General features: G+C 38.8%; 11 protein-coding genes and 1 pseudogene. 7 read left to right on the top strand and 5 right to left on the bottom strand.

The features are described 5' to 3' along the window. Positions 1-38: 38 nt before the first annotated feature. The 3 genes from motB to JFU24_RS13620 all read right to left on the bottom strand — a co-directional run bounded on the left by motB (position 39) and on the right by JFU24_RS13620 (position 3,049). Positions 39-794, bottom strand: a complete 756-nt coding sequence (motB, locus tag JFU24_RS13610; RefSeq protein WP_201183033.1) for a flagellar motor protein MotB — start codon at positions 792-794, stop codon at positions 39-41. Further along, entirely contained in the window at positions 787-1,578 is a 792-nt protein-coding gene (motA, locus tag JFU24_RS13615; RefSeq protein WP_057218176.1) for a flagellar motor stator protein MotA, read from the bottom strand. The genes motB and motA overlap by 8 nt, the downstream gene beginning before the upstream one ends. 373 nt (positions 1,579-1,951) lie before the next feature. Beyond that, on the bottom strand, positions 1,952-3,049 hold the full coding sequence (locus JFU24_RS13620) for an AbrB family transcriptional regulator (RefSeq protein ID WP_201183036.1): 1,098 nt from the start codon (positions 3,047-3,049) through the stop codon (positions 1,952-1,954). 131 nt (positions 3,050-3,180) lie between these two features. Between JFU24_RS13620 and JFU24_RS13625 the strand changes: the two are divergent. From JFU24_RS13625 to JFU24_RS13655, 7 genes and pseudogenes are all read left to right on the top strand, one after another. Continuing rightward, positions 3,181-4,245 (top strand): annotated as a pseudogene (locus tag JFU24_RS13625) (MFS transporter); the annotation flags it as partial. A gap of 77 nt (positions 4,246-4,322) precedes the next feature. Next, the gene (gene mreBH / locus JFU24_RS13630) at positions 4,323-5,330 is read left to right on the top strand and encodes a rod-share determining protein MreBH (protein ID WP_201222260.1); all 1,008 of its coding nucleotides are present in this window, start codon (positions 4,323-4,325) and stop codon (positions 5,328-5,330) included. A gap of 304 nt (positions 5,331-5,634) precedes the next feature. After that, positions 5,635-6,198 carry a tyrosine-type recombinase/integrase gene (locus JFU24_RS13635; protein ID WP_053344356.1) on the top strand — a complete coding sequence of 188 codons (564 nt, stop codon included), beginning with the start codon at positions 5,635-5,637 and terminating at the stop codon, positions 6,196-6,198. A 52-nt stretch (positions 6,199-6,250) separates the two neighbouring features. Then, positions 6,251-6,748 carry a cation:proton antiporter regulatory subunit gene (locus tag JFU24_RS13640; RefSeq protein WP_053344355.1) on the top strand — a complete coding sequence of 166 codons (498 nt, stop codon included), beginning with the start codon at positions 6,251-6,253 and terminating at the stop codon, positions 6,746-6,748. 6 nt (positions 6,749-6,754) lie between these two features. Further along, the gene (locus tag JFU24_RS13645) at positions 6,755-7,981 is read left to right on the top strand and encodes a cation:proton antiporter (protein ID WP_056522512.1); all 1,227 of its coding nucleotides are present in this window, start codon (positions 6,755-6,757) and stop codon (positions 7,979-7,981) included. A 130-nt stretch (positions 7,982-8,111) separates the two neighbouring features. Further along, positions 8,112-8,564, top strand: coding sequence for a hypothetical protein (locus JFU24_RS13650; protein ID WP_201250106.1), 453 nt, complete (start codon positions 8,112-8,114; stop codon positions 8,562-8,564). 144 nt (positions 8,565-8,708) lie between these two features. Beyond that, complete coding sequence (locus JFU24_RS13655) at positions 8,709-9,575, top strand: YihY/virulence factor BrkB family protein (RefSeq protein WP_190270389.1); 867 nt, start codon at positions 8,709-8,711, stop codon at positions 9,573-9,575. Between the two features lie 264 nt (positions 9,576-9,839). Here JFU24_RS13655 and JFU24_RS13660 read toward each other — a convergent pair whose 3' ends face one another. Next, a complete protein-coding gene (locus JFU24_RS13660; protein WP_201183042.1) occupies positions 9,840-11,006 on the bottom strand; it encodes a DHH family phosphoesterase in 1,167 nt (388 codons plus the stop codon). Between the two features lie 705 nt (positions 11,007-11,711). Next, complete coding sequence (gene ribH / locus JFU24_RS13665) at positions 11,712-12,182, bottom strand: 6,7-dimethyl-8-ribityllumazine synthase (protein WP_056522523.1); 471 nt, start codon at positions 12,180-12,182, stop codon at positions 11,712-11,714. Positions 12,183-12,212 lie beyond the last annotated feature (30 nt).

Raw genomic sequence — 12,212 nt, forward strand, 5'->3', positions numbered from 1 at the left:
CTTTAAAAAAGAAAAACCCGTCCATACCAGACAGGTTTTCACTCATTTATTGCCGTCCGCGGAACAATCAGTATTTCAACACGCCGGTTTTTCGCTCTTCCATTTTTTGTTTTATTAGAAGCAACTGGCTTAAATTCCCCATGACCTTTTGCGCTGAACATTTCGGGATCCAAGTCTTTATTTCCGAGGAGAAGTTTCATGAAATTAACCGCACGCATAACGCTTAAATCCCAGTTCGAATCATACCTGTAAGTCTGAATCGGTATATTATCGGTATGTCCGCTTATTATAATGTTTCTGGGTAAGTCCATAACTAGAAGATTTGAAATTTCCTTAGCCATTTTTCGATCTTCACTTCTAACCTCTGCCACGCCTGATTCGAACAGCACATTATCCCTAATTGATATCAGCATGCCTTCATCCGTGAGGTTCGTACCCAATTTATCTGTTAAACCGTTCTTTTTAATATATGCATTTACACGTTCCTGAACCTCTGTAAGCTGTTTCTTTTCGCTTTTACCTAACCTCTTAAGTTCTTCTGCCCCTGTACTTTGTTCCGGTGATGTTGGTTTATTGCTGGGAGAATCGCTGGGGAAATCCATAAATCCCGTCCCGCTCGTAAACACTTGATTAAACACATTAGATAATTGTTGGAATCGAACTCCATCAACCGAACTCGAAGCGAAAAGGACGATAAAAAGTGCAAGAAGCAAAGTTAAGATATCGGCATAAGGTACTAACCATGACTCATCAATATGCTCTTCATGCCGCTGTTTTTTTTTCCGCCTAGCCATCTTCTCTCACATCGCCTTCTAACCACTTTTTACGATCTTCAGCAGGCAAATAGGATGTTAGTTTTTGTTCTATCGTTCTTGGCGCTTCCCCTTCGATGATCGATAAAATTCCTTCTATCATCATTTCTTTTATCCGGACTTCTTGTTGCGATTTCCGCTTAAGCTTATTCGCAAATGGATGCCATAACACATACCCTGTGTAAATTCCCATCAAGGTTGCTACGAACGCTGCAGAAATGGCATGTCCTAATGCCTCGGTATCAGCCATGTTACCTAATGCAGCGATCAGCCCGATTACCGCACCCAATACTCCAAGTGTCGGTGCATATGTGCCAGCCTGACTAAAAATTGCAGCCCCGCTTAGATGACGTTCTTCCATTGCGTCTATTTCTTCTGCTAAAATATCACGAATATAATCAGCACTCTGACCCTCGACCGCAAGATTCAACCCATTTTTCAAAAAGGTATTGTCGACTTGATCCGAAATAATTTCTAAAGCCAATAAGCCTTCTTTTCTGGCAATGACCGCCCATTCAGAAAAGGTTTTAATTAGTTCTTCAGGCTTTGTTAATTGTTGTTCTAAGAATAAAACTTTTAATATTTTTGGCAATCTTTTTAATTCTGAAAAAGGGAAAGCCGTTACAACAGAAGCTATTGTCCCTACAATAATGATCAAGATAGCTGCCGGGTTAATCAGCGCTGTAATGCTTACGCCTTTCAATACCATTCCCACTAAAATAGCCACAATCCCTAGAACTACTCCCAAAACCGATGTTATATCCATAATACTCACCCATTCATTAAAAGTCTTATCTGCCCTTTATATCGGATGAAGTTTGAAAAAAATGAGTATTATTTTACTATTCCATTGGATAGAATTTAAAATTTCATTCTATTATCACAAAATCTACCTGCTTTACTCCTTATTAAGGACAGATTCCATAGCATATTTCAGTTCAGACAAAGTTTCCGTCAAAAGGGAATTTCAAGCCGCCCTGTTTTTATATATTAATTTTTTCCATAAAAACCTTGTTTAAAAAGGAATTTTACGATATCTTCTCTATTGTTCCAATGTGCCCTCCGCTCTATCTCATTCACCCTTTTCTTATTAATCTATTAAAATGAAAAATATTTAGACAAAAAAAAGACGAAGCATGTCAGCCTCGTTCTTTTTTCTGGTACCATATATTTCTACCATCCAGCCATTTGATGATGGGTGAGAGTAAAAATAAAATGAATAAAATTCTGAATAAGTGGAAACTAGTGACCACAGATAAATCCACATGAACAGACATAGCTGTTACTGCCATTTCTGCCACACCGCCTGGTGCCATACTTAAAAACAATTCGTTAGCCGGTATAGATAGGATGGGAGCAAACTGAATCGAAAGATAATAACAAAATCCAATTAACAGGACATTACTAACGAATACTGCTCCGAACATCTTTCTGAAAAGTCGAGGATTGTCGACCTTCAATGTATACCCTAAATGCGTGCCAATCAGCAATTGTGAAAAGTTCAACCAAAAATCAGGAATTTGCGGTGCCCCAGGTCCTGCCAAATTAAATAGGGCTGCCGCCATGAGAGGCCCAAGTAAAAATGGCAGCGGGAAGTTTACCCTTTTGGTGATGAAAATGAATAATAGAAAGGTTACAATCATCAGAATGGCTAATTTCCAATCATAATCAAACATGAAAAAGGGCCGATCCGAAACACTTACTACCGCAACCGAATCAACTGTCATAACGTGAGTCACAAGCCAGGGAACAATGGATATAACAAGGATGACTCGAAGCGTCTGCATGAAGCCAACAATTGTTTCATCACTATCCTTCATTTCCTCACTTAGGACCACCATCTGAGACAGACCACCAGGAAAACTGCCAAGCATGGACGTACTCAAAGATAAATTCATTCGCTTTCCAACAAACCAACCAGTTAATACCGTAAATAAAATGATAGCAACCGTCGTAAAAAGCATGATGGGCAAATATTCAATCATTTCATTTAACGATTGTTTCGTGAATGAACTTCCTAGTTGTAAACCAAGAATAACCAATCCAGTGCTTCTAAAGGGTTTAGACCATAACATGTACTTTCCTAATTTGATTTTAGCAATCATCACCACAAATAATGGTCCGAGCATCCACGGTAAATATATTCCAAGACGATTAAACACGAACCCACCTATGAAAGCTAGAAAAGCGGTGAAAATAACTCTAAAAATCTTACTCTCAACTAAATATGTTTTCATATTATTACCCTTCTTTATCTACCATAATTTCATCTTTCATCTTAACATAAAATAACCTGTTTCAAGTCTACTACCCTCTCTTGTTTTCGCCTGGGGTTTTTTGCCGTTTTGGCCAATTTATTTGGCGGTTATTGTGCAGATCGATTTGGGAGAAAACGCATGATGGTTATTTCAACATTCGGGCAGGGCTTCGCCTACATCTTCTTTGCTTGGTCCAGCTCTCCTTGGCTTGATTCTCCGATTATAGGATTTGTTAGTTTCACCGCGGTAAGTATATTCAGCGCCTTTTATAATCCAGCGAGCCAGGCGATGGTCGCCGACGTGATTCCAGAAAAAGATCGCAGCAAAGTTTTGCTGTTTTTTATACCTCCATCAACATTGCAGTGGTCATAGGTCCAATTTCAGGAGGCATTTTTTATGCTAAACACCGATTCGAGCTGTTAGGGATTGCCGCCATCATTAATATCCTTCTTGGTTTCATTCTGCAAAGATGGGTAACCGAAACAGCTTTTCTAACAAAAACCCCCGAAAAAGAGCAAAATGGCTTTTCTTTTTTACTGAACCAGATACGGGACTATCAGGTGATTATCCGCGATAAGGTCTTTCTGCTCTTTATCATCGCTGGTGTATTGATCTATCAGACATTCATGCAGCTTGATTTATTGTTTCCCGTATATATTATAGAAATGGTCGACCCGCAATCTGTATTTTCGTTCAACTTAAAAGCAGAGCAGACTTTTGGACTCTTGCTTGCAGAAAATGGATTATTCGTTGCGCTCTTAACCATTTCTGTCACAAAATGGACGTCCGTCTATAAAGAAAGAAACGTATTCATTGCCTCTTCAATTACCTACTGCTTCTCGATAATTTTATTTGGATCGACACAATGGATTTGGGGGTTATTTATCGCAATTGCTTTGTTTTCATTAGCTGAGCTTTTGACAGAGGGCATTCAGCAGGGATTTGTATCCAAGCTCGCTCCGGCACATATGCGGGGGCAATATTTTGCTGCAGCAAGCTTGCGTTTCACAATTGGTAGAATGTTAGCACCATTGGCCATTCCCATGACAGGATGGATTGGTTACAATTGGACATTTGGCATTCTTAGTGCGCTGGCAATCGCAAGCGCCGTTTTATATTTCATCATGTTTTCCATTTATGAAAAAGAACAGCGCAGCAATTCCACTATTTACTAGATTTCCCACCCCCACAAACTCACAGTTCAAGGTAGAATGATTATATAGGGGTCAAACTCTTATGGAGGGGTGACTAAATGTTATCAAATACAGAAATAGGCATTGACTTAGGAACTGCAAATACGCTAGTTTACAGTAAAAATAAAGGAATCGTATTTAATGAGCCATCTGTTGTGGCCATTGATATAGAGACTAATAAAGTATTAGCAGTCGGTGTGGATGCAAAAAACATGATTGGAAAAACACCTGGAAATATCGTTGCGATCCGGCCACTAAAGGACGGGGTCATTGCGGATTTTGATGTTACCGCACAAATGCTACGGGAAATCATGAAAAAAGCAAGCAAGGCTTTAGGCTTATCAATTCGAAAGCCAAGTGTAGTAGTCTGTACACCATCAGGCTCAACATCTGTGGAAAGAAGAGCCATTCAGGATGCAGTCAAAAGCTGTGGAGCCAAGCAGGTCCACCTTATTGAGGAACCAGTAGCAGCAGCAATCGGGGCAGGTCTGCCTGTAGAAGAGCCAGTTGCTAATGTCATCGTTGATATCGGCGGTGGTACAACTGAGGTGGCAATTATTTCTTACGGCGGCGTAGTTTCTTGTAATTCCATCAGAATTGGCGGAGATCAATTGGATGAAGATATCTCCCAATTCGTAAGAAAAAAACATAATGTGTTAATCGGGGAACGGACAGCTGAACAAATAAAAATGGAAATCGGCTACGCCCTCGTTGAACATTCCGTTGTGACCATGGAAGTCAGAGGTCGCGACCTTGTAACTGGTCTTCCAAAACCGATTACGATATCATCCACTGACGTCCAGGAAGCAATCCAGGAATCGCTTCTTCATATTTTAGAAGCAATCAGAGCCACTTTGGAAGACTGTCCTCCTGAATTAAGTGGTGATATTGTTGATCAAGGTGTCATCTTATCTGGTGGAGGTGCACTCCTTAATGGAATACAAGATTGGCTAACGAATGAAATTGTAGTACCAGTCCAACTTGCTGATAACCCGCTTGAATCAGTTGCCATAGGAACTGGCCTTTCACTTGAGGTCATTCATAAATTACAAAAAGCAGTCTATTAAAAAAGAGAGGGAATTCCAACTTAGGGATTCCCTCTTTTTTTATGTTTTATGCTGCCAAACTACATTTTTTTTAGAAATGCCTTACATCCCCTCATTTTAGTAAGATATAACACACTAAACTGATATATTTTTTCTTGTTTAGGTAGAGAATAAGTAAAAGAAGGTTTACTTTTGGACACCACTTTTTTATTTCCATATGAGTTGCTTTTTTTGGGGGAATCTTTCTTATAGGACTTAATACATGCAATGTAACATAATTTGTGATATAATATAATTATGTTACATTGGTAAGAGGAGAAGATCTATGGAATATGTGGAAGCCTTTAAGGATATCAATCAAATCAGCAAAATAAAAACGTATTTACGAGCTCACTCCAGTCGGGATTATTTATTATTTGTACTCGGAATCAATACGGGTATGAAGATAAATGAAATGCTGGAAATCACTGTTTCCAACGTTCTCGATGAAACAGGAAAAATCAAAGAGTTTTATGAGCAACGAATGGAGAATGAAGAAGTCACTCAAATTTATTTGAACTTGAAAGTTCGTACCGCCTTACAAGAATACCTAAAAGGCTCGAAGGTTATCGAAGGTCAATTTTTATTTCTATCCCCTAAAACAAAAAAGCCGATTACGCGCCAACAGGCTCACCGAATCATTCATGATGCTGTGGAAGGTGCAGGTCTGACAGGTAAATTCGGAGCGAGTTCGATGCGCAAAACATTTGGCTATCATGCCTATAAACAAGGAGTGTCTCTTTCTTTGATACAAAAGCATTACCATCATTCAAGTCCATCAGAGACACTAAAATACATTGGCATTTCTAAGGAGAAGAAATTCAAAACGATTATTGACGTTAATTTATAAACATATTTCTATCTTCTAAAACTCTAACCAACTATCTTAAGGAGGAATTCCAGTGAAAATTAGAGAAAGCGAACTTCCTGGTATTGGCCAAAAATTTGAAATCATAACGAGAAATGATGAAAAATTAGTGATTGTCATTCACGATGATGGTCGTCGGGAATTGTACCATTTTGATAATGAACATGAAGAAGTTATATCGAGCATCACCCTTAACGATCAGGAATCGCGACAAATGGCTTCCATCATAGGCGGTATGGTTTACAAACCACAAGCGCTTGAAACGATTGAGATGTCATTAGGCGACTTGGTTATTGAATGGTTCAAGGTGGAACCAGGTTCAAGAGCAATCAATCAAACAATAGGTTCGATTGATATTCGGAGCAATTACAACGTAACCGTTATTGCCCATTCGAAAAAAGGAAAAAAACAACTAAACAATCCTGGTCCAGACTCTATCATCGAAACAGGCGATACGCTAGTAATATCTGGTGAAAGAAAAGATATCCGTAACCTGACAAGAGAACTTTTGACCGACGAAAGGAGTGACTAAGCACATATGGACCATTTAGTCTTTGAAGTAGGAACTGCCCTGCTTCTAGTAGCATTAGCTGCTCTCGTTGCAGGTAAATTTAAAATATCAAATGTTCCATTATTAATTATCATTGGCATGCTCGTTGGCCCCCATGCTCCAAACTTCGGATTGATTGATCTGCGCTTCATCGAAAGTGATGAAATCATAGCGTTCCTCGGAAGAATCGGGATATTGTTCCTTTTATTTTACTTAGGTCTTGAGTTTTCCGTTAAAAAGCTAATGAAGTCAGGGAAAAATATAGTAACAGGCGGAACGTATTACATTTTAATCAACGCTGGAATGGCCTTACTATATGGTTTCCTACTCGGACTACCTTTAAGAGAAGTTCTAATATTAACAGGGATTATCAGCTTTTCATCAAGTGCCATTGTAGCAAAAGTCCTTGTCGATCTTAAAAGAACAGGTAATAACGAAACAGAGCTCATTCTTGGTATCATCATGTTTGAAGATATCTTCCTTGCTGTTTATTTATCAGTCGTATCTGGATTGGTATTAAGCGATTCTGGTTCCATTTGGGGAACGCTACTTTCTACCTTCATCGCCATCGGATATATGCTGATATTTTTCGTAATAGCTCGGAAAGCCTCTGGTTTACTCAACAAATTATTTAATATATCCTCTGATGAGATATTTATTATTGTTGTGTTTGCCTTGCTATTCTTTGTCGCAGGTTTCTCAGAAACAATTCACGTTGCAGAGGCCATCGGTGCATTACTGCTTGGTCTAGTCTTTTCTGAAACGGAACACAGCGACAGGATAGAAAAACTTGTCATTCCCTTTAGAGACTTCTTTGGCGCCATATTCTTCTTCAGCTTTGGCTTGAGCATTGATCCAACTACCCTTGGTGGAGCTGTCTGGATGGTCCTTGGAGCCGTTATCATCACTATAATCGGTAACTTTGTCGCTGGTATGATAGCCGGACGAAAATCTGGTTTATCTCACAAAGCCTCAGCCAATATCGGTTTAACTATTGTTTCACGTGGTGAATTCTCCATTATTCTCGCCAATCTAGGTATTGCAGGTGGTTTAATGCCAATACTAACCCCGTTTGCGGCACTATATGTTTTGACCTTAGCGATTCTTGGACCGATCCTTACAAAAGAATCCAAACATATCTATAATATCCTCAATAAAATCTTCAAATGGACGCCGCCAAAGGTCCAAAAGGAACAACAAAAAGAAGAAGTGTAATAGAGGAAGGTCGGACAAAATGTTCGGCCTTTCTTTACACTTCTTCTTTAAAGCTCTGCAAATGTTAACCGCCGAAACTTTTTCCTTATTTTCCCGTATAATAGTAAAAAGACGGGGGGGGAAACATTTTATGAGCCATTCTTGGAAAAGAACAATTAGTTATTTATCCTACTTAATTCTATTATTAAGTGTATTATTATATGGTTTAAAGTACCAACATCATCTAGAATTAATTAGTCGCGAAACATATGAGATTAAGGGATATTTTTTGTTTCAATCTTTCTTTCCAATTTTCATCGGGGGCATATTCGCGATACCTAGTATCGTGAAAAACTTTTTAACAAAAGGTCACTGGAAAATGAATTGGCTAAGGTTACTCATCCTTGGATCACCGTTCATTTACATGTCCATTATTCCAATTTTGTATTTCACTGAAATAATTGAATTCGAATTACCTTTCTCCACATTGGTTTGGGGAGGATACTTCGGAGCAGATGGATCAACCACATTTAATTCAATTACAGGAATAATTGCGGGTTATATTGTTCTTACAAGTATAAGAAAACCAACAGATATACAATGAAAGACAACCTGAAGGGTTATCAAGACCTTTTTTAAAAAAGTACCTTCCATTTTCTTTTCTTTTCTTTAGATAGGAGGATTAACTTACCTGAACTGTGGGAAAAGAAGCAGATAACCTTAGTAACTATTCAGGAGTGATGCCCGGATGAATAAGTCGATAAAATTCAGCAAGCAGCTTATCAAAGAAATAAAAGAAGATCGTGTAACAGGGTTGGCAGCAGAACAGGCCTATTATTATTTACTCGCACTATTCCCTTTGCTCATTTTACTACTTTCGATTTTACCTTATTTGAATATCGACATTCAGACAGCCATGGATACTATAAAAACATTCATGCCAACGGAAACGGTGGAAGTCATCGAGGAAAATATTATCAACATATTAAGTGAGCGGAACGGCGGCTTACTTACTTTCGGTTTCCTAGGCACCATATGGTCAGCCTCAAACGGTATGAATGCGTTTATTCATTCAATGAACATCGCTTATGATGTGAAAGAAACAAGGAACTTCATTAAAGCCCGCTTTATTTCTATTATCTTAACCTTAGGCTTGGTTGTAGCTTTTATCGTTATGTTAGGTCTGCCCGTTTTTGGGAAAGTGATCATCGATTTATTACAACAAGTCATCTCGCTTCCTGAAGAAATGCAAAGTCTATTCAGCTTATTACGGTGGATCATTGCAGTTGTCGTTATCTCACTAGTATTGACCTTTTTATATCGCTTTGCACCGAATAAGAGTTTTCCAATTAAACACGTTATCCCTGGGGCCGTGACCGCAACCGTACTGTGGCTCGGAATATCACTTGGATTCTCATTCTATGTCAGCAACTTTGCTAACTATTCGTCCACTTACGGCAGTTTAGGGGGCGTTATCATCTTAATGTTATGGTTGTATTTGAGTGGTCTGATCTTTGTAATCGGTGGCGAAATCAACGCAATTCTTCATCGCCAAAATTCTATACCAAAAAAACAATCCCGTACCATCGTACATCCTGTCCCACTTAAAAGGTGAAATAGCTTAAACAGGCTCAAAAGGCATCCCTTTTGAGCCTGATTTTTATGAAAGTTCAGTCCAATCCTACGTAAATGAGTAGGATCAACAACTTTTATCAACGAATCTTTCTTTTTATCTACGAAATTTCAGTTTAATCTACGGAAAGTCTCCATTTATCTTCGTTTCCTTCGATTTATGGATGATTCTACACAAAGTGTCAGGTTTCCGTCTTAGAGACACAACAAAAAGCGACTGCCCACATTCGGACAGCCGTTTTCCTATTCACCCTCTATTGACAAACTCTTCGTATCTTTCATCATGGGCCAGCCACGCAGCGTATTTCCGCTTTATATATTTATCCGCTTCCCCAAATGTATCAAATGTTTTTTTCTGTTGTTTTCCGTTGATCTCCACAATCCATTCTTCTTCTTCATCTTCATAGATGAAAATATCTTGTTTTTCTCTCGTTGAATACAGGCAACCCTCTGGGGATTCCTTGATATTCAATTGGTTTTTATGAGCATCGCGTTTAATAGGCTCGGCAAAGAAGGTCTTTTCTACGTATTGACTGTATGCCTTTTCGGACATTGTGCAACCTGCGGCTTTTTGATGACCGCCCCCATCGTATTTACCTGCAACCTCAGAAACGTCTATGTCATCATGGATTGTCCGAAAGCTGATTCTTTTACTTCCGACCATTAGAATTGCAATATAATCCAGATGGGAAAACTCTTTGGACAGTTCGTTTCCCAATTCCGAATGATAGGACTCAGCATGGACCACACCTGCTGTATGGGGACCAACCGTAGCCTGATAGACTTCTCTTTTTTTCCTGTTTATGTACCGATCAACCCGGCTTTCCTCAACATCCAAAAGCGTTTGCTCAACTTCGTCAAAAGTAAAGCTTTCAGCCGTTGATAATTTATGGGCGATTTTCATCTCAAATTCCTCAATCGGAATCATAAAGAACAAATCATTTAACCGTTTTGCCGTTAAATTTTTGTTTACTTCCCATTCCCAAGTATCGTATTGACGAACTAATTCAACAAATTCAGCAACAATCCGCGAAGGTTCCAACAATTTTTTTTCAACTGCATACTGATAGAATAATGAAGTCGCTGCTGTTTGTTTACCGTCTTCCTGCTCGACTGTTACAGATGCCCATTCATGTTCGTTCAAATGCAACGCTGATTTATGATGATCAATCAGAAGCGCTTTGCCTCCATCTTCAACAAACTGTGAAATCGCTTTTTCATTATCTTCATCAACTGAAAGATCAGTAACCAGCAACGTATCCTCAATTTTGGCCTGCTCAAGAAATGCTGCTACATTCTGATTAAGTCTCCCGATTGAATTATAACTAACCACTACTTCTTCCCCGAATGCCAGCTTCGCTACAATACCGCATCCGACTCCATCTAAATCATTATGTGTAAAGAGATGGTACACACAAACCCCTCCTAAATACTAATATAATTACTTTTCCCTAAGATATGAATTTCAATTGCAATCTTTACAATTGTAGCATAATCACATCCGCATATTTTAACATGCTTCATTTACGAACAGCTTTTGTAATAAAATATTTTCATATCATACCTATAAAATTCTTTATTTCCCAGTATTTATACCGATTTATAAAGGTAAGATATTACTTTGGAATCGAGATATTTTCATGTATTCTAAGTGAATCCAGCACGCCACTGTCGAGAAAATGAAGTCCTTTACTACGGAAAGTGGAACGAGGACTAGTATAGAGGCAAGGAAATGGTCACCCTTGCTAAGAACATCATACCCTTGGTGAAAAGGCTAAACAGAAGGAGTACTAATGGATGAATGGATCAGCAAAATAAAGACATTCAAGCGGTTTTAGTAAAGATTGAAGACATATAAAACAAACGAATTTATTTTCTCTGAATGCCTCAATTGAAGCTGCTAGAGCAGGTGAACACGCTTCTTCATTGAAGAAGTGGCGGCAAGCTTCAAAGATCAGGATACTCTCATCAATAAAATAGCAAGAAATTTCTCGAACTTTGAGGAACTGCTTAATGGGTTGAAAAAGCTAGCCAAATCTGACAGGTAATTTTACATTCGCTACATTAAAAAGCCGCAGAAAAGAATTTTCTTCTCTGCGGCTTTTTTAATGTGTACCATTTACTGTTCAATCAATTTTCCAAGGTTCGCCATTTCAATAGCACTAACGGCTGCTTCATAGCCTTTGTTACCTGATTTTGTTCCTGCACGTTCAATAGCCTGCTCGATATTTTCAGTAGTCAACAAACCGAAGATAACAGGTACGCCTGTGTCCAGAGAAACTGCTGCCATGCCTTTAGCTGCTTCATTACACACATAATCATAATGAGAAGTGGCCCCCCTAATTACTGTTCCAAGGCCGATAACTGCATCATATTTGCCTGTGTTCACTAGTTTTTTCGCAATTAGCGGAAGTTCAAAAGCCCCTGGTACCCACGCTATGTCAACATCATTCTCATCAACACCATGACGCTTAAGGCCATCCAACGCACCTCCTAAAAGCTTGCTTGTAATAAACTCATTAAATCTTCCTACCACGATGCCTACTTTCAACCCTGATCCGATTAATTGTGCTTCAATAATTTTCCCCATGTCCATATCCTCCTAATTTAAAAACAAATG

Origin of the sequence: Peribacillus sp. TH27 (genome assembly GCF_016650915.1) — a bacterium.
Lineage (GTDB): Bacteria > Bacillota > Bacilli > Bacillales > DSM-1321 > Peribacillus > Peribacillus butanolivorans.